Origin of the sequence: Agrobacterium vitis, from assembly GCF_037039395.1 — a bacterium.
Classification (GTDB): Bacteria; Pseudomonadota; Alphaproteobacteria; order Rhizobiales; family Rhizobiaceae; genus Allorhizobium; species Allorhizobium vitis_E.
In genome coordinates, this window is record NZ_CP146244.1 from 54,879 (window position 1) to 75,140 (window position 20,262).

General features: G+C 56.6%; 20 protein-coding genes and 2 pseudogenes. 14 read left to right on the forward strand and 8 right to left on the reverse strand.

Annotated elements, in window-relative coordinates; genetic code table 11:
• Positions 1-109: 109 nt before the first annotated feature.
• From V6582_RS21745 to V6582_RS21755, 3 genes are read right to left on the reverse strand one after another with little or no spacing between them, the layout of a single operon-like run.
• Positions 110-1,876 (reverse strand): ABC transporter ATP-binding protein, encoded by a 1,767-nt coding sequence (locus tag V6582_RS21745; RefSeq protein WP_156633554.1) that lies wholly within the window; start codon positions 1,874-1,876, stop codon positions 110-112.
• Positions 1,873-2,745: an ABC transporter permease gene (locus V6582_RS21750; RefSeq protein ID WP_156633553.1), complete on the reverse strand. Its 873-nt coding sequence runs from the start codon at positions 2,743-2,745 to the stop codon at positions 1,873-1,875. The genes V6582_RS21745 and V6582_RS21750 overlap by 4 nt, the downstream gene beginning before the upstream one ends.
• Positions 2,742-3,683 carry an ABC transporter permease gene (locus V6582_RS21755; RefSeq protein WP_156633552.1) on the reverse strand — a complete coding sequence of 314 codons (942 nt, stop codon included), beginning with the start codon at positions 3,681-3,683 and terminating at the stop codon, positions 2,742-2,744. The genes V6582_RS21750 and V6582_RS21755 overlap by 4 nt, the downstream gene beginning before the upstream one ends.
• A gap of 302 nt (positions 3,684-3,985) precedes the next feature.
• Between V6582_RS21755 and V6582_RS21760 the strand changes: the two genes are divergently transcribed.
• The gene (locus V6582_RS21760; RefSeq protein WP_197434456.1) at positions 3,986-5,287 is read left to right on the forward strand and encodes an MmgE/PrpD family protein; all 1,302 of its coding nucleotides are present in this window, start codon (positions 3,986-3,988) and stop codon (positions 5,285-5,287) included.
• 17 nt (positions 5,288-5,304) lie between these two features.
• On the opposite strand, the gene V6582_RS21765 is transcribed toward V6582_RS21760, so the two are convergent.
• The gene (locus V6582_RS21765) at positions 5,305-6,123 is read right to left on the reverse strand and encodes a PfkB family carbohydrate kinase (protein WP_156633550.1); all 819 of its coding nucleotides are present in this window, start codon (positions 6,121-6,123) and stop codon (positions 5,305-5,307) included.
• A 10-nt stretch (positions 6,124-6,133) separates the two neighbouring features.
• Entirely contained in the window at positions 6,134-7,147 is a 1,014-nt protein-coding gene (locus V6582_RS21770) for an SIS domain-containing protein (protein WP_156633549.1), read from the reverse strand.
• A gap of 121 nt (positions 7,148-7,268) precedes the next feature.
• Here V6582_RS21770 and V6582_RS21775 point away from each other — a divergent pair, with 121 nt between their 5' ends.
• Positions 7,269-8,009, forward strand: coding sequence for a GntR family transcriptional regulator (locus V6582_RS21775; RefSeq protein WP_156633548.1), 741 nt, complete (start codon positions 7,269-7,271; stop codon positions 8,007-8,009).
• Between the two features lie 32 nt (positions 8,010-8,041).
• Here the strand turns inward: V6582_RS21775 and V6582_RS21780 are convergent.
• Positions 8,042-8,586, reverse strand: a pseudogene (locus V6582_RS21780) (ATP-binding protein); the annotation flags it as partial.
• On the opposite strand from V6582_RS21780, the gene V6582_RS21785 reads away from it, so the two are divergent.
• Positions 8,473-8,748 (forward strand): hypothetical protein, encoded by a 276-nt coding sequence (locus V6582_RS21785; RefSeq protein WP_197434458.1) that lies wholly within the window; start codon positions 8,473-8,475, stop codon positions 8,746-8,748. The pseudogene V6582_RS21780 and the gene V6582_RS21785 sit on opposite strands and share 114 nt — an antisense overlap.
• A 135-nt stretch (positions 8,749-8,883) precedes the next feature.
• On the opposite strand, the gene V6582_RS21790 is transcribed toward V6582_RS21785, so the two are convergent.
• Positions 8,884-9,153 carry a hypothetical protein gene (locus tag V6582_RS21790; protein ID WP_234889798.1) on the reverse strand — a complete coding sequence of 90 codons (270 nt, stop codon included), beginning with the start codon at positions 9,151-9,153 and terminating at the stop codon, positions 8,884-8,886.
• A gap of 71 nt (positions 9,154-9,224) precedes the next feature.
• A pseudogene (locus tag V6582_RS21795) lies at positions 9,225-9,452 on the reverse strand (Na/Pi cotransporter family protein); the annotation flags it as partial.
• A 494-nt stretch (positions 9,453-9,946) separates the two neighbouring features.
• Between V6582_RS21795 and V6582_RS21800 the strand changes: the two are divergent.
• From V6582_RS21800 to V6582_RS21850, 11 genes are all read left to right on the forward strand, one after another.
• Positions 9,947-10,756, forward strand: coding sequence for a DeoR/GlpR family DNA-binding transcription regulator (locus V6582_RS21800; RefSeq protein WP_156633547.1), 810 nt, complete (start codon positions 9,947-9,949; stop codon positions 10,754-10,756).
• Positions 10,757-10,882: 126 nt separating this feature from the next.
• A complete protein-coding gene (locus tag V6582_RS21805; protein WP_234889797.1) occupies positions 10,883-12,379 on the forward strand; it encodes an ABC transporter substrate-binding protein in 1,497 nt (498 codons plus the stop codon).
• Positions 12,380-12,438: 59 nt separating this feature from the next.
• Positions 12,439-13,386, forward strand: coding sequence for an ABC transporter ATP-binding protein (locus V6582_RS21810; protein ID WP_156633545.1), 948 nt, complete (start codon positions 12,439-12,441; stop codon positions 13,384-13,386).
• Entirely contained in the window at positions 13,383-14,396 is a 1,014-nt protein-coding gene (locus V6582_RS21815; protein ID WP_156633544.1) for an oligopeptide/dipeptide ABC transporter ATP-binding protein, read from the forward strand. The genes V6582_RS21810 and V6582_RS21815 overlap by 4 nt, the downstream gene beginning before the upstream one ends.
• Positions 14,396-15,313 carry an ABC transporter permease gene (locus V6582_RS21820; protein WP_156633543.1) on the forward strand — a complete coding sequence of 306 codons (918 nt, stop codon included), beginning with the start codon at positions 14,396-14,398 and terminating at the stop codon, positions 15,311-15,313. Before V6582_RS21815 ends, V6582_RS21820 begins: the two co-directional genes overlap by 1 nt.
• A 1-nt stretch (position 15,314) precedes the next feature.
• Positions 15,315-16,181, forward strand: coding sequence for an ABC transporter permease (locus tag V6582_RS21825; protein WP_156633542.1), 867 nt, complete (start codon positions 15,315-15,317; stop codon positions 16,179-16,181).
• A 16-nt stretch (positions 16,182-16,197) separates the two neighbouring features.
• Positions 16,198-17,001, forward strand: coding sequence for a glycerophosphodiester phosphodiesterase (locus V6582_RS21830; protein WP_156633541.1), 804 nt, complete (start codon positions 16,198-16,200; stop codon positions 16,999-17,001).
• The gene (locus V6582_RS21835; protein WP_156633540.1) at positions 16,994-17,794 is read left to right on the forward strand and encodes an inositol monophosphatase family protein; all 801 of its coding nucleotides are present in this window, start codon (positions 16,994-16,996) and stop codon (positions 17,792-17,794) included. The genes V6582_RS21830 and V6582_RS21835 overlap by 8 nt, the downstream gene beginning before the upstream one ends.
• A 71-nt stretch (positions 17,795-17,865) precedes the next feature.
• On the forward strand, positions 17,866-18,282 hold the full coding sequence (locus V6582_RS21840; protein WP_156633539.1) for an NUDIX hydrolase: 417 nt from the start codon (positions 17,866-17,868) through the stop codon (positions 18,280-18,282).
• 49 nt (positions 18,283-18,331) lie between these two features.
• On the forward strand, positions 18,332-19,309 hold the full coding sequence (locus V6582_RS21845; protein WP_156633538.1) for an aldose 1-epimerase family protein: 978 nt from the start codon (positions 18,332-18,334) through the stop codon (positions 19,307-19,309).
• Positions 19,310-19,415: 106 nt separating this feature from the next.
• On the forward strand, positions 19,416-19,949 hold the full coding sequence (locus tag V6582_RS21850) for a 2'-5' RNA ligase family protein (RefSeq protein WP_156633537.1): 534 nt from the start codon (positions 19,416-19,418) through the stop codon (positions 19,947-19,949).
• Positions 19,950-20,262 lie beyond the last annotated feature (313 nt).

Genomic DNA, 20,262 nt, shown 5'->3' on the forward strand with positions numbered 1-20,262 from the left:
AGGGTTTTCTCCACCTCCTTGGGTGCTTGGGTTAGTGAAATTTCATTGTGTAACGTAGAATGACATCTACGCCGGGTCGTAGGCATGGAAGCGTAGAGTTTCCAAACGTTCACCTCGCAGCCTCACGCACCAGATGGCCGGCCCCTACCTCGCGCCATCGCGCCTCAAGCGGTTCGTATCCCTTGGGGCGTAATGGCGATGGGGGCTTGCCCTCGTGGAGGATGCGCTTGCGAGTACCACGGAGGCCCGGATGCGCTATGGGTACCGCCGACAGCAGACGTCGCGTGTATTCGTGCGAGGGGCTGCCAATCACGGCCTCGCGAGTGCCGAGTTCGACGATCTCTCCGAAGTGCATTACTGCAACGCGGTGGCAAATGCGCTCTACCGCCGCTATGTCGTGGCTGATGAATAGGTACGAGAGCCCGAACTCCTCCTGAAGCCTGATCATCAGTTCTATAATTTGTGACTTGACCGTGACATCCAGGGCGGACACTGCCTCGTCAGCTATGATTAGCTTTGGCTCCATCGCCAACGCCCGGGCAATACAGACACGCTGGCGCTGCCCACCCGAAAACTCATGCGGATAGCGTCCGGCCACGTTCGTCGGCAGGCCGACGCGGTCCAACAGCAACTTCATCCGGTCGCGCGCCTCTGGCTTTGCAGCGAGGCCATGAAAGATGATCGGCTCCATGATTGCGTCGCCCACCGTCTGCCGACCATCGAGCGATCCATAAGGATCTTGGAAAATCATCTGCACGTCGCGTCGGAGCGCAGCGCAGGAGGCCTGGGAGGCGTAGTCGACAGTCTTCCCTGCGAGGCTCACTGCGCCGGAATGAACCCTTTGTAGGTTCATAATCGCCCGGCCGATGGTCGATTTTCCCGAACCTGACTCACCCACGAGCCCCAGCGTCTCTCCCCTGCGGACCGACAGTGAAACGTCCTCGACTGCGTGGACACTGCCCACGTGACGCGCCAGCAGGCCCGAGCGGATCGGAAAGCGGACCGTCAGGCGATCTACTGATAGTAATTCTCCCTCGCGAGGGGCGGGAAGTGGCTTCAGCTTGTCCGACAAGCCCGAGGCGAGTTGCGGCACGGCAGCAATTAGGGAACGCGTGTATTCCGCTTCGGCCCTGTCGAAGATCGGCGTCACTGGACCACGCTCGATCAGGTCGCCGGCCTTCATCACCAGCACGTCATCGGCGATCTCGGCCACCACGCCCATATCATGGGTGATGAACAGGATAGCCACGCCGGTGTCACGCTGGATCTCCTGCATCAGTTCAAGGATCTGGGCCTGGATCGTCACGTCGAGCGCCGTCGTCGGCTCGTCCGCGATGAGGATCGCCGGGTTAGATGCAAGCGCCATTGCAATCATCACGCGCTGGCGCATTCCGCCAGAGAAGGTGTGCGGATATGCGCCGATGCGGTTATTGACATCTGGGATACCGACACGTTCCATAAGACGCCGTACTTCGTCCATGGCCGCTGCGCCGGTCAAACTGCGGTGATAGCGCACCGCTTCTGCGATCTGGTCGCCAACACGCTGAACGGGGTTGAGGGAGGTCATCGGCTCTTGGAAGATCATTGAGATCCTCCCTCCCCGGACCTTGCGCATCTGGCGGTCAGACAGGCGTAGCAAGTCTTTACCCTCAAACATGATGCGTCCTCCAACCTTCGCAGTGGATGGTAGCAGGCCCATCATTGCCAGTGCTGACACCGACTTACCGGACCCCGACTCACCTACCACCGCCAGCGTTTGACCGAGCCGGATGGCGTAGGACATAGTGTTGACGGCTGAAACGCTGCCAAACGCAACGCTCAAATCCTCGACCGACAACAGCGTCTCGCCGACTGCAGGTTTCAGCGTTTCGGTCATTCGGCTTCTCCATCACGTGTTGCGCGCAGACGAGGGTCGATGGCGTCACGCAATCCATCGCCGAGTAGATTGAAGGCGAGGACAAGGACCAGGATCGCGACCGAAGGCCAAAGCGCTAGCTGGAATGTGTTGAGGATATTATCGAACCCTTGGCGCACCATTCCACCCCATGTCGGCGCAGGCGGCGCTATACCGAGCCCGATGAAGGCCAAAGAGGCCTCGGTCCGGACCGCCGTAGCCATCCACAGCGACGCCATGACCAAGATCTCGGGAAGGATGTTCGGCAGGATATGGCGAAACAGCACCCAGCGATTCGACAGACCAAGCGCGCGGGCTGCCTGAATGAACTCGCGGTCGCGAAGTGAAATTACTGCGGCACGCGCGATCCGTGCGAAAGCCGGAACCGCCGTAAAGGCAATCGCGATGATAATATTAGTCATCGTGGCACCAAGCATTGCGACTAGCGCCAGCCCAAGGATCAGGGACGGGAACGCGAGCACAACATCCATCGTTTGCATAAGCACGATGTCGGTCTTGCCACCGAAGTTTCCCGCAACCATGCCGATTAGTGAACCGACAATCACTGCAAGGACAATCGAAAGAATCCCGATCGTTAGCGAATAGCGCGCGCCAAATATCAGCCTCGACAGCGTGTCGCGTCCGAAAATATCGGCGCCGAGCAGGTACTTGCCCCCCGGCGGGGCGAGTTGCGCCATGATGTTCTGCTTTATTGGGTCCAGCGGTGCGACCAGGGGTGCGAAAATCGCTGCGGTAATTAGGAGCAACAGAATGCTACCGCCTATCACCACGGAAGGGTTCATCCAGTGCGGCAGGCGACGGGAGGCGGAGGGGGTCATGGCAACGGTCATCTATATTGTACCCTTGGATCGAGGAAGCCATAGGTCAAGTCGGTGATCAGGTTCACCAGCACCACCAGCAGCGTGTAAACTACAATCAGCCCCTGCAGCAGCGTGTAGTCCCGCTGCGATAGCGCATTGAGGATCAGCTTACCGAGGCCGGGACGGTTGAAAACGATCTCGGTAAGGACCGAATTGCCGATCAGGATACCGAGGTAAAGCCCAACAACGGTCGTAATCTGGATGAGGCAATTGCCCAATGCGTGCCGCCATATCACTACGCTCGCGGGTGCGCCCTTGGCGCGTGCAGTGCGGACGAAGTCTTGGTTCAACACTTCCAGCATCGCTGACCTCGTGACGCGGGTAATGTAGGCCATTAGAAATAGCGCCAGCGAAACCGTCGGCAGGGCCATGTTCCGCAGATGCTCGCCGATAGTAGCCCCTCCGGCGCCCGATATTACCGGGAACCACCTCAACTTGATGGCAAAGAGCATCATCAGGATTATTGCGCCCACAAAGGCCGGAGCCGAAAGGCCAATAAGAGAGACTAACCGCATGAGGTAGTCCGGAAACGCGTTCCGTCGTACCGCCGCCAGAACTCCCGCGGGCACACCAAGCACCAAGCCCAACACTAGCGCAGCGAAGGTTAGCTCTAGTGTCCAAGGCAGGACCGTCATGATTTCCTGAAGCACTGGGCGATTGCTGATCATCGAGGTTCCGAAGTCGCCACTAAGGATTTGGGCAAGAAACGCGAAATACTGGACGTAGATTGGTTGATCGAGACCTAATCGTGTGCGCACGGCGGCGACGGCGACTTCGCTCGCCTGTTCGCCAGCAATTACCAAGGCGGGATCGCCCGGAATTATTCGAACTAGAATGAACACACAAGTTAGAACGAGGACCAGAGTTACGAAAGCAAAACCTAGGCGTTTAGCCGCATAGGCGATCATAGCCAGGCACCTTGGGACGAAAGGTCGCCAGCGCTAGTCGTCGACAATTTCGACACTGAGACCAAATCATGTGCGGAAACTACCAAAGCAACGGCGACAATCTCGCCAACGTCAACAATCCCAATCTTCATCGCCACCTGGCTCCTCGTCTAGCCCAATATACCCCAGCTATCTCGCCGGAGGCTACGTGCATCTGTTGTTGGCGTATACCAATTGCTATACCAATGCATTCCTGTCATAAACTTGTCAAGCGAATGTTGCTCTAGCCGTTTGTCGAACGTCAAAAAGGAATTGAAATGCGAATGAATGATCTAGCCCAATGGGTTGCCGCACAATCGTCTGTGGCTCCGCAGGTTCAGAGGGCTGCTGTCCATGTCGTGGCGGATGCTGTCGGCGCAGCCATTGCGGGTTACTCACTGGCGGGTGCAGTGGCCGCGCGAAAGACGGCCGGCAATATTTGGGGGCCTGGCCCTTGTACGATCTGGTTCACATCGCAAAAGGGATCGCTATCGACTGCAGCTTTTGCCAATTCGATGGCAACCTGCATCCTGGATCTCGACGACGGCCACCGTGCCGCTGCCGGGCATCCCGGTGCCGCAATCGTTCCTGCGGTTTTAGCTGCAGCGCAGACACTTGATGCCACCGGCGAAAAAGCTCTTATCGCTATCGCCATTGGATACGAGGTCGGCATAAGGATCGCAGCGGCTCGGGATTTAAGAGCTATCGACACTCTGATTACAGGACGTTGGTGCGGTCAAGGTATTGCGGCCGCAATCGGGTGGCTCAAAGGCGACAATGCCGAGCAGATTGCCGAGGCGATGGCGATTGCCGGCGCGGTTGCCCCTCACATGCTTGTCGCGGAATACACCCAGATCGGAAACCACACAAAGGAAGCAATACCCTTTGGCACAGCTAACGGTATCCTTGCTGGTGCGCTTGCAGCAGAAGGATTCAAGGGGCCGCTCGATATTCTGGACCACGATTCTTTTGATCCGAAGGTCTTGGTCAATGGAAATGGCGGGAAATGGTTTATCGAAACAACCTATTTCAAACCATATAGCTGCTGCCGGTGGATTCACGCCCCGATAGATGCGATCCTCGCCGTTGGAGAGGATATCGACTGGAACGAAGTTTCAGAGATCGAAGTTGAAACATTCGGTCGAACGATGTCGCTCAACAATCAATTTCGCCCGAGCAGTGTTCAAGCCGCACAATATAGCACGCCGTTCTGCGTTGCCGCGGCGGCAATCAATGGAGCCAAGTGCCTTCAGCCGATGTCAGATCAGTTGTTGACCGACGAGCGCGTTCTCACACTGGCAGCAAAGGTTCGAATGAGCGTTGATCCGGTGTTGGATAGGATGTTTCCAGCTGGCGTGCCGGGGCGCGTGACCATCAAAACCGGGAGCCTAACAATTTCAAAAGAAGTTCTAGCGCCCAAAGGAGAAGCAACAAATCCTATGAACTGGGATGAGTTGGTGGCAAAACTCAGCGCAATCTCAGTTCCGCGACTGGGAAGCGCGGGCACTGCTGAAGTAATTGAGGCGCTGTTAGTACTGCGGAACCAGTCTGAAATCAGCCCACTTCTTAAATGCTTGGCTCGATAGAAAAAAGGTGGCGAGGCTTATGCCTCGCCACCATCTTTGTAATCGATGCCATGGCCAAATCCACCCTCGAATTGGCAGGCTCTAGCAGCGTTTGAGGCTCCCGCGAGCAACGCGTCGGGGAAGGCTCCTTGTTTCATAAGTGTCGTAGTGACCCCGGAGATGAAAGCATCACCCGCACCAAGGGTATCCACTACATTGGTGGGGAGCGGCTCCTGAACATGAAGCCTGCCTTCAAACAGGCCTATGCACGGCATTTCACCACGAGTGGCGACCACCATTTGTGGCCCTAGTGACGCTGCGAAACGTACCAGCGGTTCAACATCGTCGATCGCCAGTTCAGATGCCGAAAGAAACGCCCACCGGCAGTACGGAAGCACTTTTTCTAAGTAGGCTTTGGTCCACCGATTCGAAAGGTCGAATGAGAGCGCCCATTTCGGGTTTATTCTTGGAAGATATTCGTCCAACTCGCTATAGATGCTGGTGTGAACAACGTCGAACTCGGCTATGTAGGCAAAATCCACATCGCCGAATTCGTATTGTGCTCTCACACCCGCATTTGCTCGAATAAAGTACCGATCACCATTGCGATGACCGATAAACGCCCGCGCATTATTTCCGTTGCGCCGTCGAACGCGAGGTACTCCGACGCCTTCTGCGGTGAGCGAAGAGAGGAGCAGATCTCCACCTTCATCACTTCCTATACATCCGAGGTAGTGACTGTCGACGCCGAGTCCCTTCGCCATAACTGCAACATTGACGGCATTGCCGCCTGGATATTGAAGCTTACGATCGAGATAGGTGTCGATGGTATTGTCCCCAAGTCCGAGAAGTCGCATCTGCGTCAAATCAATACTCGCTCTTCCACATATATCGGCGCGTCGAAAGAGGCTGATCGCGCCAGATGGATAGTCTCACAGAAAGGCGCTTCAAGGCAGCTTGGATCACATAAGGCGCAACTATGGGTCGGATTTCCGGATCCACACCTTCCATAGCGTACTCGCGCGAATCATAGATCATCAGGCGCTCAGTGTGCTTTTGGGAAAAGGTCTTTACTCGCTCCATCAGTGGCCGGCTAGGATCTTCACCGATAATCAAAACGAGCGGCGTTTTTGGCGTAACGATCTCGAAGGGTCCGTGGAAAAACTCGGCGGCGTCAATAGGGTAAGCGTGAATCCACAGCATCTCCATCAGAATGCAAACGCCAAATACGTAAGCACTGGTCGCGCCAGGGCCTGAGGCGACGAAGTAAATCTGATTGTCATCCTTGTAGAGCCGCGCATCTTCCGCCGCCCGTGACTCGTTCTGTTTTGCGGCCGCGACAACGGCCGAGGGGAGCGACTTCAAAGACGAAACAAGTTTCGGCAATAGTGGCCAGCCTTCTTTCTCTTCCCAAACCGCCCCAACAAGGGCTTGCATCAGCATAAAGATGGCAAGAAATGTTTCCTCGGTCTCGCCCAGGAGAAATACCTCGTCGCCGTGAGCGGCGAGCGGAGAGGATCCAGATTGAGTAAAGACAATTGTCTTGCAGGGCTTCCCCTTTACGAATTCTGCGGCGGCCAGCGTTTCGGGAGTGGTACCAGACTTCGAAGCAAGCAGAACAAGTGTGCGATCGTTCAATTTAGGCGGGTTCATAGCCATGAACTCGGCAGGGAAGAATGTGCGGACATCAATGTCTGACGCGATCTGATCCGCCCAATACTGAATGCCCTGCATTGCACGGTTCGCAGAACCGCAAGCGATCATATAGATGCGGTCAATCTTCGGGGCGACGTCGCGTCCCACCCGAACAGCGCGATCAATCGAACTGACAGCGTGGTCGAGGCTTTTGACTATTTCGTTTTCATTCAGTTCGATGGCCATTCAAATTGCCTTTATGATTGGAGTACTCCAGTGGTATAGTTCACTGAACTCCCATGCGCAATAATTTTTTGCAAACTTTGGCGCTGAGGTGTAAGCGGGAGCAAGGAATTCGGAGTCTGGCATGGTCCAAAAACAATCCAAGGTGCCTGTTTATCTACAGATCAAGCATTTTCTTGAGGAACTTATTGATGGGTCAGATTATGGCCCTGGCGATCATATTCCAGCCGAACGGACCCTTGCTGACCAGTTGCAAGTCAACAGGCTAACTGTGAGGAAGGCAATTGATCGCTTGGTATCTGAGGGAAAGCTCGAGCGGAACAGTACCAATGGAACCCGGGTGCCTGTACCCAGACTACTTCGTCCAGTCGAACCTCAAAATTCAGGCGGCATAGCGCGTGTTATCCAGCTAAGCGGTGGGATATCCAGCAACAGGCTTCTTCATTTTGAACTGGCTAGAGCAAAGGAATCTATCGCCAGTCATCTCAAAATTCCTGTAGGATCTGACATAGTTATCGTGCGACGACTTTGGCGCGTTGACAACACTCCTATCATTATTGAAACCAGCCATATTCCCGCTCAGTACGTGCCCGGCTTAGAGGCAGAAGACTTAATTTCGGGGCAGTCTCTCTATAACATATTGGGGGAGCGGTATGGTATAGTTGCTGCATTCAGCACCCGAACATTCTCTGTACATACTCCGACAAGTTTCGAAGAACAAACACTTATGTTGCCGCCGCACTCATCTACACTTCTTATGCGACTACTCGTCGAAGATGCAAACCGACGACCCATTGAGTACGTCAGGTCTGTCAACCATCCTACTCATGTAAATTTCCGTAATTCGGTTCCTGCAAGAGAATAGTCTCTGCTGCGAATTCCGATGATGCCGGACGGCTATTCCAATCTGAAGCCGGACAGTTGGTTTGCCTCTGGGTCGTTAGGTTTTTTGACCTGAAGCCGCTTGGCGGTCAAGGCCCGGGTTGTTTCAGCAGCGGTCACGGAACGTTGCTTTCGCGTGCTCTCGTCGGAGAGTTCGATGCGGTAGGCATTGTGGACAAGCCGGTCGAGGATGGCGTCGGCGATCGTGGGATTACCGATCATGTCGTACCAATGTTCGACGGGCACCTGACTGGTTACAATCGTGGACCTTTTCTCATAGCGGTCCTCAACGATCTCCAGGAGGTCGCGCCGTTGCTCGTCGCTGAGTTTCTCCGGGCCTCAGTCATCAAGGATGAGCAGGTCAGTTCTGGCGAGCGTCTTCAGGACTTTTAGATATCGGCCGTCGCCACGCGCCAAGCAAGGGTGGCGAAGAGCCTGGGGAGGCGATGATAGGCGACGGAGAAGTCTTCACGGCATGCCTTGTATCCGAGAGCGCAGGCAAGCCAGCTCTTGCCCACGCCGGCTGGCCCGATCATGAGCAGGCTGTTACGCTGCCGGATTCCGCCAACCCCAGACCTTCACACCACTCGGAACCGAGGTCATCGCAGACCCTGCATACAATCGAGAATGCGGCCCAGCGCATCCGTGTCAATATCGCTATCCACGCGGATGCGTCTGCCCCGACCAAGTTCGATCGTTACATCGCTGCACTTCCGGCGTGATGTCATCGGCGATTCCGTGGCCGCGGGCTGGCAGTCAGCGGTCTATCTTCGCAAGACGGCCTTCAACGTCTTCCGATTACCCACATTGTCGGCGAGTTCCGATGGAGATGCCGAAGGCGATGTCATTGAGGCGGGTCAGGCCTCGCCATACGACCATGTTTCCGGGAGGTGGATCGTGCTTGCGAGCGAGATAGCCACCGGCATGGCGATCTGGAGCAAATAGGAGGCAAGGGTCCTGCGCTGGATGCGCGGCGTGGGGCGCGCTGCATCGATGCTGTCGAGTGTCGCGATTTCAGTCGGGGTAAGAATTATCTCCGGCTTCGCCTCGGGCTTTTCCCGTGCAGACATGGTGAGGAAAAATATCCGCCAGCTGACCACCGCAATCGGGGCGAGGAACTTCGCCAATCGATCTGCGGTCTTGAGGTATTAATGCGCTTCAGGTAACGCAGCATGTCGAAATGCAGCGAGCTGGTTCACTGGCTGTCGGCGCGGCCGTCGCGCAAGCCCCCGAGATGACGTTCGGCCGATTGCTTTTCAATCCGGCGCACTTCGACCTTCATATCCATCAAATGTCTGGCGAGAGTGGAGTCGCGGGTAACGAAGATCGTCTGGGCGATCCACAGATTGTCGATGGTCAGATCGAAGAGCGCCTTTAACTCCTCGTACCCATCCGCTGAGAGCTTCAGGCTCAGCGAGGCTTTCCTGCCACCTCCTGCTGCAGGCTGTCGACACGACTTTCCAGCAACGGGACCTCGTTTGACGTCGAGGTGCCGTTTTTCTCGAACGCTTCGAATGCGGTTTCAAAGACACGGCTTCTTCGCCACATCACTTTCTCTTTTGGGAAGTTCCATCAAGCACCGCGGGCAACTTGGGAGGTTCGCTGCCAACCGGCTTCCTGTCCGCGACGCTTCGCACTCAGGATAAGGGATGCAAACCGCATGTCGTAGCGCGGTCGTAGCCTGTCCGGATCGCTACGAAGCAAAACCAAACCCCCCTTCAGTAATGCGCTCGATGCAAGCGTCACACCGGTTCCTTCTCCAATCCTCATTGTGATCGATATCGATCATTGATTCAAAATGGTTTTGATTTTCGCATCTCACCCGTCTCGCTCGGGCAAACATCATCCGCAGAACTGCTGCTGCGCAACATGTTTCGTCATCAATCTGTCATTTGACAGAGATAGATAACGATCATACGAATGATCGAATTAGATCACCATTCGAAGAGAGACACCGTGTTAACAGCCGCCCAGGACCGCCAGGCAAAAATCGCAGAGCTGCTGCGCGAGGAGCAGTTTGTCGCGATCAATACGCTAACTGAACGTTTTCAAATCTCGCTGGCAACAGCGCGGCGCGATCTTGGCGACCTCGAGCAGGCCGGCGTACTTCGCCGGACGCATGGTGGTGCGGTGAGCGTCAATCAGGTCGGTCAGGACCCAACGCATGCTGCGCGCGCCATTTCGCGTCAAGCAGAGAAGGCAGCCATTGCTGCCGTCGCCGCGGGGATGATCGCCGACGGTGACGCAGTCTTTCTCGATGCCGGAACGACCGCACTTGAGGTCGCCAAGATCCTGTCGGCTCGCAAGGGTTTGACGCTGATCTCCAACGGTCTTGATATTGTCGCCGAGCTCTCCCGGGGCGAAGGGAACACCATTTATTCCGTCGGTGGTGAGTTCACCGATACGAACCGCTCCTATCGCGGACCGCATGCGGAAAGCTTCATTCGCCAATTCAACGCCGACAAGCTGATCCTCAATGCCAGCTCGATCGATCTCGATCGCGGCCAGATCTGCACATCGACACCGATGAACGCCAGCGTTCAGAAAGCCATGATCGAAGTCTCGAGCCGTGTGATCGTGGTCGCCGACCACTCGAAGTTCACGAAATCCAGCCTGTCGGTCACAGCAAAAATCGAGGACGTCGGTGTGATTATCACCGACGTCGGCACCAGGACCATCATCGACACGGTGCCAGAAAAACTGCGGAGGAAGTTCGTGATCGCGAACTAGGGCTCGATGTCCCCGCCAATCCGTCAATAGAAATTTGTTAAGTCCGGGAGAGGACCGATGGTAAAAACTGATCGCAGAAATTTCCTAATTGGCGCAAGCGTTGCCGCGCTCGCATCGACCACGAGCATGAAATTCGCCTTTGCAGCAGATCGCCGCGCGTTGCGGATCGGCGTCAACGGCCTGCCGAGTTCGCTTGAGCCGATCAACGGTATCAGCAACACCGGTCCCCGCATCATCAACCAGATCTTCGACACTCTCATCCGTCGCGACTATTTCGCTGACGGCGCAAAGGGAAATGGCATCAAGCTGGTGCCGGCACTCGCCGAAAGCTTTGAACGCATCGACGACAAGTCGGTACGCTTCAAGCTGCGCCAGGGCGTTAAATTCCACAACGGCGCCGAGATGACTGCCGAGGACGTAGCCTTCACCTTCTCTTCCGAGCGTCTTTGGGGCGATGAGGCGATCAAGACAGTCCCGAACGGCCGCAATTTCTCGCCGAACTGGGATGAGCCGGTCGTCGAGGACAAGTACACGGTTGTTCTGCGGACCAAGACGCCGTCCTATCTCATCGAAAAGTATCTCGGTTCCTGGCTCGGCCCCATTGTCCCGAAGGAATATTACAAGAGCCTTGGCGCGGTCGCCTTCGGCAACAAGCCGATCGGTACCGGCCCGTACAAGTTCCAGGAACTGGTCGCCAACGATCACGTTACGCTGGAAGCCAACGACGCCTATTGGGGTGAAAAGCCCACGGCCTCGAAAATCACGTATCAGGTCGTCGCTGAACCGGCGACACGCGTCGCCGGTCTCATCAGCGGCGAATACGATATCATCACCACTTTGACGCCGGACGACATGGCGCTGGTTGACGGATACTCGGACCTCGAAACGCGGGGCACGCTGATCGAAAACGTCCACATGTTCACCTTCAACATGAACCAGCCGATCTTCCAGAACAAGACGCTGCGCCGGGCCCTGGGCCTCGCGGTCAATCGTCCTCTGATGGTCGAAGCACTCTGGAAGAAAACCGCGTCCATTCCGAACGGCTTCAACTTCCCGCACTATGGGGCAAGCTTCGATCCGAACCGCAAGGCGATGGAATACAACATCGAAGAAGCCAAGCGCCTGGTCAAGGAAAGCGGCTACGACGGCACGCCGATCACCTATCACACGATGGGTAACTACTACGCAAACGCCGTACCGGCGCTAATGATGATGATCGAGATGTGGAAAGCGGTCGGCATCAACGTCGTGCCCAAGATCTACGCTCCGGGAACCACGCCTAAAGATCCCGACATTTTCATCCGCAATTGGTCGAATGGCCAGTGGCTGACCGATGGTCTCACGACCCTGGTATCCGAGTTCGGTCCTGGCCGCGGCATCCAGAAGCGCTGGGGCTGGAAAGCACCTGCCGAATTCAACGAACTTTGCGACAAGGTGGCCCAGATGAAGGATGGCGAGGAGCGCTCGGCCGCTTTCAATCGCCTGCGCGATATCTTCGAGGACGAGGCTCCTGCCGTGCTCTTGTATCAGCCGTATGACGTCTATGCCGCGCGCAAGGACGTCCAGTGGAGCCCTGTCTCGTTCGAGACCATGGAATTCCGCAAAAACCTGAACTTCAAATAACAACGAACCGACAAAATTGGCGGTGCGCATCCGTGCGCACCGCCCCCTGGGAGGGAAGAATGTCCACTTTGTTGAATGTTCGTAATCTCGTGGTCGAGGTTCCGGCACAAAAGATCAAAATCATAGATGATGTGAGCTTCTCCCTCGAGGCCGGGCAGACGCTTGGGCTCGTCGGAGAATCCGGCTGTGGCAAGAGCATCACCTGTTTTGCCGTTGGCAACATGCTTCCTCGCGGGATCGCCCAAACAGCTGGCTCGATCGAATTCGGAGTGGATCCGGCGGTAGTTGGCAAGGCCGGCAAACCGACCATCGCGATGATTTTCCAGGACCCGACGAGCAGCCTGAACCCGGTCCATACGATCGGCTATTACCTTGAATCGGCGCTCTACCGCCATCAGGGCCTAAGAGGCAGTGACGCCCGAATGGAGGCCATGCGCCTTCTTGAGCGGGTAGGTATCGACCGGGCCAAGAGCCGGCTTCGTTCGTATCCGCATCAGTTTTCCGGTGGCATGAACCAGCGGGTGATGATTGCTCATGCCCTTGCGGCCAAACCCCAGCTGTTGATTGCAGACGAACCAACGACAGCGCTGGACGTAACGATGCAGGCGCAGATCCTGCATCTGCTCGAAGAACTGAAAGCTGAAACCGGTATGGCCCTGATCATCGTTTCGCATGATCTGGGTGTCATCGCGCGTTTGGCCGACCGGGCAGCCGTGATGTATTGCGGCAAAATCGTAGAGACAGCACCCGTTGCCGAACTGCTGGACAGGCCAGCGCACCCCTATGCCCGCGCGCTTATCGACTGCATGCCAAGCATCGATGCTGCCGATCTCGAGCCGCCGGTTCCGATCCCCGGGTCCGTCCCGCTTCTCGATAGCCTGCCTGAGGGCTGTTATTTCCATCCGCGCTGTTCGCGGGCGAGCGGTGAATGCACCGCTCGCTTCCCGGCGCCTGCAAGGATCGGCCCCGCCCATGAAGCCGCTTGCTATCACCCGGTGGCCGCATGACGACTCATCTTCTTAAGACGCGTGACCTGTCCAAGGCGTTCAAGCACAAGACTGGTTTCTTCGCCAAGCCAACCAGCCAATTCGCATGCAATGCCATTGATCTGGAGCTCGCCCCACGCGAGCGGCTGGGCGTTGTCGGCGAGTCCGGTAGCGGCAAGTCCACGCTCGGCCGACTTCTTCTCGGATTGACGCCGCCCACCAGCGGCGACATCTGGTTCGAGGGTGTCGATCACAAGGAGCGAAGCGCACAGGACTGGAAGCAGTTCCGCATCAGAACATCGCTCGTGCAGCAAAACCCATTGTCCGCGCTGAACCCGCAGATGACCATCGGTCAGCAGGTTGCCGAGGGCCTCCTGGTGCATCATGTCACTGATCGCTCAGGCGCCTATGAACGAGCCGCGGCCATGCTGGAGCGTGTCGGCCTGTCGAGTGCGATGATGAGCCGCTATCCCCACCAGATGTCGGGCGGCCAGAGACAGCGCGTGGTTATCGCTCGTGCTCTGATCCTCGATCCGAAGCTCGTCGTCTTCGACGAGGCCGTCTCTGCGCTGGACGTTTCGGTGCAGGCGCAGGTCGTCGCCTTGCTGCGCGAGCTTTGGCAGGAGCTCAATCTCGCCTATGTCTTCATCACCCATGACCTCCGTATCGTTCGTCATCTGGTTGATCGTATCGCCGTCATGTATCTCGGCCGCGTCGTTGAGACCGGAGATATAAAGTCGGTTTATCAGTGGCCACGCCATCCCTATACGCGCGCACTACTGGCGTCAGTTCCGACGATGGACCCAACGGTTCGCAACATAGAACCGCCGATCAAGGGTGAGCTCGACGCGTCAAAAGTCGCGCAGGGTTGTGCATTCCGTTCGCGCTGCCCATTCGCGATCGAAAGATGCGCAACCGAGACACCGGCCCTCCGACCGGTTGGTCAGCAAGTCGCGTGTCATCGGGCGGAAGAATTCCCGCAATCGATCGCGTCGTCGCCCGTGACCACGCCGCACAAGGAGATCGCGTGATGGGTCCGTTCATTCTTGCCCGCATCGTCCGGGCAGCTATCGTGCTTGTCTCCACCGTAACGGTCGTCTTCGTTGTCCTCCGCCTGAGCGGTGACGCTGCTCAGCAGATGCTGCCTGATACGGCAAGCCCGGAGGCTCTGGCGGCATTTCGCACCAAATGGGGGCTGGATCGGTCGATATTTGAACAATACCTTATCTATGTCGGCAATGCGGTGCGCGGCGACTTTGGGACGTCCTATGCCGACGGCCGCGAGGTCTTCGAAATTGTCAAAGAGCGAATTCCGAAGACACTGCTTCTGACGGTGTCCGCCTTCTTTATCAGCATAATGATTGGCATCCCGGCCGGTATCATCGCTGCTGTGCGCCGTGAGTCCCCAGTCGACAAGGGTGTTATGGCGGGAGCGGTGCTCGGCTACAGTATCCCAAACTTTCTGCTTGGCTTGATATTCGTCTTTCTGTTCGCCGTCTGGCTGCGTGTGCTTCCAAGTTCCGGCAGCTCTTCCTGGAAACATATGATCCTTCCGGTGGCAACGTTCGCCCTCTTCAATGCGGCTGGCATTGCCCGGTTCATGCGTTCGACGCTGATTGACGTGATGGGCCAGCCCTACATCGCTGCCGCACGTGCAGACGGGATCCCGAACTGGGAGATCATTGTCCGGCATGCTTTGCCGAACGCTGCGATCCCGATGGTGACAACGCTCGGTTTTACCGCCGGTGGTCTGCTTGGCGGTGCTGTGCTCATCGAACCGGTGTTTGCGTGGCCAGGCCTTGGTAGCGGTTTTGTCGCCGCCACCAGCAGTGGCGACCTCTCCGTGGTTCAGGCAATGATCCTGTTGTTCACCGCCTTCATGGTGACCATCAATCTGACCGTCGACGTCCTCTACGCGGTTCTCAACCCCAAGATCAGGAAGCAGTGATATGACGACAGCGACATCATCGCGTTCGTACACGAGCGCCATATGGACCCCTTTCCACCGCATGCCAATCAGCATCGGCGCATGCTGCACTTGGATCGCAATCGTTATCGCTATCGGTGTTTCGGCGCGATGGGTGGCGCCCTTTGACTACCTCCATCAAGACCCTCTGGCCCGCTTTGCCAAGCCTTTCTTGTCCGCCGCCCATTTTCTCGGGACCGATTACCTTGGCCGAGACGTGGTCAGCAATCTTCTGGTAGCAACCCAGACGACGCTGATGATTGCCATCATCGGATCGATCATCTGTGCTTTGGTCGGGACCAGCCTTGGTCTGCTTGCCGCCCACTTCGGTGGCTGGGTGGATAATGCAATCATGGGGTTTTCCGACGCCATGGCGTCTATTCCCTTTATCATCGTCGCACTCGGCGTATTGGCAATCTTCGGATCCAGCCCGCTCCTGTTCGTGTTCCTGGTCGGGTTTGCAAACTGGGAGCGCTATGCTCGCCTGACACGCGGGTTGGTTTTAAGCGCCAACGAAGAGGGCTACGCGGAGGCCGCCCGGATCGTCGGCGTCCCGCCGATGCGTATCTACCTGAGGCACATGCTCCCGAATATCGCCGGGCCGCTCATCGTGCAATTCACGGTCAATTTCCCGGAAATCATCCTGCTTGAAAGCGGCCTGAGCTTCCTCGGCCTTGGCATTCAACCTCCGGCGACGAGCCTGGGCCTGATGGTGGCAGACGGTCGTAACTACCTGGCTATCGCGTGGTGGCTGGCTGCTTTTCCCGGCGCCGTGATTGTCCTGACGACCCTGTCGATCAGCCTGCTCGGCGACTACCTGCGCGACCGTCTCGACGCGCGCCTCCGTTAAATGAAAGGAAAAGAAAATGAACCCGCTGAGAATGACACCGAAAACGATGCGTGTCGCTGGCCATCGCGGCCACAGTGAAGGTGCGCCGGAAAACACGTACGCCGCATTCCGCAAGGCCCGCGAATATGCCGGACCCGGCGTGACATGCGAAACCGATTTGCGCATCACCAGCGACGGAGAGCTCGTCTTGATCCACGATGAGACCGTCGATCGCACGACCGATGGCCACGGCCTTGTCCGCAATATGACCTATGCCGAAATCGAGACCTTGAGTGCCGGCCGCTGGTTTGATGAGGAATTCGCGGAGGAACGAGTGCCTCGTCTAGCCGACGCACTGCAGTTTGCTCGTGAGCATGGCATCATCTACCAGCTCGAATTGAAGACCTACGGTCAGGACGAAGTCTTCTTCCCGAGGTTAAAGGCGCTGATCGAAGAACTGGGCTGCGCCGATCTGTTGCAGTTTTCGTCGTTCGACTTCGTGCAACTGCGCGCGTTGAAGAAGGCGATCCCGGACGTTCCAACGGTCGGTCTTTCTCATTCCCGTCTGATTGATCCGGCCGCGATTGCCCTGGAGGCAAACGTCGACGCTATTAACCTCGAAATCCATCATTTCCCAAGCGGCGAGGCACGCCAGTTGCACGACGGCGGTATCGCGACCTTCCTGCACGTGCCACCCCCAAGCAAACTGAAGAGCCTCAAGACCTACGGCGTCGATATCGAGGCTGACGTCGTTGAATGGATCCACGATGGTCAGCTCGACCAGCTGATCAGCAACGATGTCTCCCAGGTCGTCCGGCTCAAGGACATGGCCAATGCATGATTTGAATACGCCAGCCTCGGTCGAGACAATCATCGAAGGAATCGCTCGGGAGGCCGGCAAGCTTGCCCTTGAGCATTTTCGATCGCTGGCAAGCCTGCCCGTCGAAAAAAAGGGGCACCTTGATCTTGTGACGGAGGCCGACAGGCAGGTCGAGGATTTGTTGATCGCACGTCTCAAACAGGCTTTTCCCGACGACGGTATTTACGGAGAGGAACGCGGCGAGATCCTGGGGACATCAGGCCGGATCTGGGTCATCGACCCAATTGACGGCACGTTTAATTTTATTCGTGGCGGTCAGAACTGGGCGATTTCGATTGGCCTCTACGAAAATCGTTGGCCGGTATTCGGCGTGATCTACGCCCCAGTCCGTGATCTGATGCTGGTTGGTGGTAAGAGTGTCGAAACTCGATTGAACGGTAAGCCTCTGAGGTTACTTCCTCCGCTCGATCTCTCGCAGGCATCAATGGGGATAGGCCTCCATCCTTCGGTCGTCACCAAAGATCGTCTGGAAGTAGTGCGGTTTATATCAGATGATCTTCGCATCAGTTTCCGGTGCTGCGGTTCCGCGACTCTCTCATTGATCGAGGTGGCGATGGGAGAGACCGATGGTTACGTGTCGCTGGGGGATTCGACTTGGGATGTAATGGCGGCTCTGCCCATCCTCGGCAATCTCGGCGCCTCCCATACGATCGATTGGGACCGGATCGAGCTGCAAGACAAGCTGCGGTTTGCTGTTGGAAGTAGCTCATTCCTGGAAAAGGTCAGACCTTTGCTGGAGAAGGTGGCTGCATAGTGCGGTGTGGCCCCACGAGAAAAGGCCGGACGCCGGCAGACCCGAAGGTCAACCAATGCGCGGCAATATGCTTGCGATCAACGGATGTCGCTGCCAGCGAATTCGAGGTTCTTCTCATCACCAGCCGCGAGACCGGCCGTTGGGTGATCCCCAAGGGCTGGTCAATGGCCAAGAAGAGGCCGCATCAGGTTGCCCGGCAGGAAGCTTGGGAGGAAGCCGGCGTACGGGGGCGGGTACGCAAAAAGCCATTCGGCCACTACACCTATAACAAGAAGCGCTCGCAGGATGAAATCGTCCGCTGCTTGGTTCAGGTTCATCTGCTGACCGTATCGGGACTCGAAGGCGACTTTCCTGAAAAAGGACAACGTCAAATCAGGTGGTTCTCGCCAGAGGATGCAGCTCGCGCAGTAGAAGAGCCCGAGCTGCAACGGCTGTTCATGAATCTGCCGCATCAGACGGAGGCGAACGAACAGCGTCGTCCTCACTGACGGCCGTTCGGAAGTTCTTTTCGGCGTGCGGCGCACTATCGAGGGTAATATGGATATCAACCTGCTAAAAAAGACGCCCGATTTAAGGGCCGTCGCGGACATTCGTCTGGCAACGCTAGAGGACGGTCCCGGACGTGGCCAGAGGCTTCTGATCGCCCGAAATGGAAACGGAATCACGTTCGAGGTTGCGGTCGATAGAGGGTTCGATATCTCCAGCCTCTCCTTCAAGGGCACTAATATCGGGTGGAATTCGCCGACGCAGTTGCGTTTCCCTCCATCCGATCCTGGCTCCGAGGAAGGGTGGGCCTTTATGCGCAACTTCGACGGATTCATGGTGACATGCGGCCTCGATCATATCAGCCGGCCCCGTGAAATAGATATTTCTCACTACGAGCACCCGCATCTCAAAACGAAGACCATGCCGCAGCATGGAAGGATTTCGACCGAAAAGGCGCGCCTTATTGGCTATGGCGTGGATGCGGAGACTGGCAAAATCTTCTGCGAAGGGCTCGTCAGGCAGGCGAGCGTTTTTGGTGAAACGCTGGAATTGCGTCGGCGGATCACTCTGGGTGTGTTCGACTCCAAGCTTGCCATCGACGATACGGTGAGCAACCGCGGCTTCATCCCGTCGCATCACGCCGTCATCTACCATCTGAACTACGGGTATCCCTTCCTTGACGAGAACTTGGAGGTCACTGGATTGCCTGAGCTTCTATCGGCTACAATGCTGGCGGACCCGCCTGTACCAAATGACAAATACGGCGAGCGGGTGGACTCGGCTGATAGTCGTGAAATCCCGGAAGCGGGTTCGATCATGCTTAGCAATCCCGCGCTCGATATATCCGTTGGTCTGACATTTAGCCGTACGCACTTAACCAAGCTCGCTATCTGGCGCGCATACCAGTCAGGTGTGTTCGCACTCGGGGTGGAGCCGCGGACTGAACTGGCCCAAGACAGACCTCTGCTTCAGCCCGGGGAAAGCTGCGCGCATTCTCTGCAACTTGCCCTCGGCAATCACAGAGACTAGCGAAAGCCGCGGCACGCGCCACATAACTTCCTCTCGAACTGAGTTTACATACGAAGGAATTGCGGCCACCGGTCAACTGCAGCGCAGTATGAGGAGTTAAAAGGCAATGTTCGGTATAACTATTAGCACCTCATCCGAAGCGCAGCCATTTTGGCAACTGGTTAAAAGGGCCTCCGTCTTTGAACGCAATTCGTCGATCGAAGCGTTGGGATACGCGCCACATATCACACTAGCGCGCTACTCTGAGATAGAGCCCGCTACTCTTCTCGAAGCGGCAGAAAGAGTGCAAGAAGCGAAGGCCTTCTTACTAACGTTCGATCGCATCGCTTTTTTTGACACTGAACCAATTGTCTTGTGGCTATCGCCACGCGCCAATCAGCGCCTTTTTAAACTGCATGATGAAATCCATAGAATTATCGACCCTCAACTCTGCGACCCGCACTATCGCCCGCTGCAGTGGACGCCGCACCTGACAATCGCAATGGCGATTGACGCTACGCAACGTGACGGAGTGTTGGAACTTTCCAACCAGCCTTTTGATCCCGTGACCTTGAGCTTCGATGCTGTCGATTGCGTTTCCTGGCCACCGGTTCGTGTCTTGAGCACGTTGTCGTTGCAACCGCGGGAGTTGCGCCCGTGACTATGCTGCTGCACGGAAAAGCAAGTTGAGATGGTTGCGTGCCGGCCGTGCCAAACTCGATGTAAAAAGGGCGTTTGAGCCCCCGCGGGGGGCGTTCTGGACGAGTACCCCGCCGGATACTCGATGGCGTCAGTTTAATCATTGCAAATGAGGAGCTTGTCAGCAACTCTTGCTGGTAGAAGAGGCGATTCGGAGGTGCGCCAAACACGTAATTTGATTTAGTCTTTCGATCAAAGATCAAACTCTAGGGACGAAACCGATAAGATAAATCAGCTGTCGCTGACAGAGGATTTGGGGCGCAAACGGGGCAGAT

Excerpts from the sequence above, each read along its gene's own strand:
- V6582_RS21745 (WP_156633554.1), bottom strand. The coding sequence starts at position 1,876 with ATGACCGAAACGCTGAAACCTGCAGTCGGCGAGACGCTGTTGTCGGTC.
- V6582_RS21750 (WP_156633553.1), bottom strand. The coding sequence starts at position 2,745 with ATGACCGTTGCCATGACCCCCTCCGCCTCCCGTCGCCTGCCGCACTGG.
- V6582_RS21755 (WP_156633552.1), bottom strand. The coding sequence starts at position 3,683 with ATGATCGCCTATGCGGCTAAACGCCTAGGTTTTGCTTTCGTAACTCTG.
- V6582_RS21760 (WP_197434456.1), top strand. The coding sequence starts at position 3,986 with ATGAATGATCTAGCCCAATGGGTTGCCGCACAATCGTCTGTGGCTCCG.
- V6582_RS21765 (WP_156633550.1), bottom strand. The coding sequence starts at position 6,123 with ATGCGACTTCTCGGACTTGGGGACAATACCATCGACACCTATCTCGAT.
- V6582_RS21770 (WP_156633549.1), bottom strand. The coding sequence starts at position 7,147 with ATGGCCATCGAACTGAATGAAAACGAAATAGTCAAAAGCCTCGACCAC.
- V6582_RS21775 (WP_156633548.1), top strand. The coding sequence starts at position 7,269 with ATGGTCCAAAAACAATCCAAGGTGCCTGTTTATCTACAGATCAAGCAT.
- V6582_RS21785 (WP_197434458.1), top strand. The coding sequence starts at position 8,473 with ATGATAGGCGACGGAGAAGTCTTCACGGCATGCCTTGTATCCGAGAGC.
- V6582_RS21800 (WP_156633547.1), top strand. The coding sequence starts at position 9,947 with ATGATCGAATTAGATCACCATTCGAAGAGAGACACCGTGTTAACAGCC.
- V6582_RS21805 (WP_234889797.1), top strand. The coding sequence starts at position 10,883 with ATGAAATTCGCCTTTGCAGCAGATCGCCGCGCGTTGCGGATCGGCGTC.
- V6582_RS21810 (WP_156633545.1), top strand. The coding sequence starts at position 12,439 with ATGTCCACTTTGTTGAATGTTCGTAATCTCGTGGTCGAGGTTCCGGCA.
- V6582_RS21815 (WP_156633544.1), top strand. The coding sequence starts at position 13,383 with ATGACGACTCATCTTCTTAAGACGCGTGACCTGTCCAAGGCGTTCAAG.
- V6582_RS21820 (WP_156633543.1), top strand. The coding sequence starts at position 14,396 with ATGGGTCCGTTCATTCTTGCCCGCATCGTCCGGGCAGCTATCGTGCTT.
- V6582_RS21825 (WP_156633542.1), top strand. The coding sequence starts at position 15,315 with ATGACGACAGCGACATCATCGCGTTCGTACACGAGCGCCATATGGACC.
- V6582_RS21830 (WP_156633541.1), top strand. The coding sequence starts at position 16,198 with ATGAACCCGCTGAGAATGACACCGAAAACGATGCGTGTCGCTGGCCAT.
- V6582_RS21835 (WP_156633540.1), top strand. The coding sequence starts at position 16,994 with ATGCATGATTTGAATACGCCAGCCTCGGTCGAGACAATCATCGAAGGA.
- V6582_RS21845 (WP_156633538.1), top strand. The coding sequence starts at position 18,332 with ATGGATATCAACCTGCTAAAAAAGACGCCCGATTTAAGGGCCGTCGCG.
- V6582_RS21850 (WP_156633537.1), top strand. The coding sequence starts at position 19,416 with ATGTTCGGTATAACTATTAGCACCTCATCCGAAGCGCAGCCATTTTGG.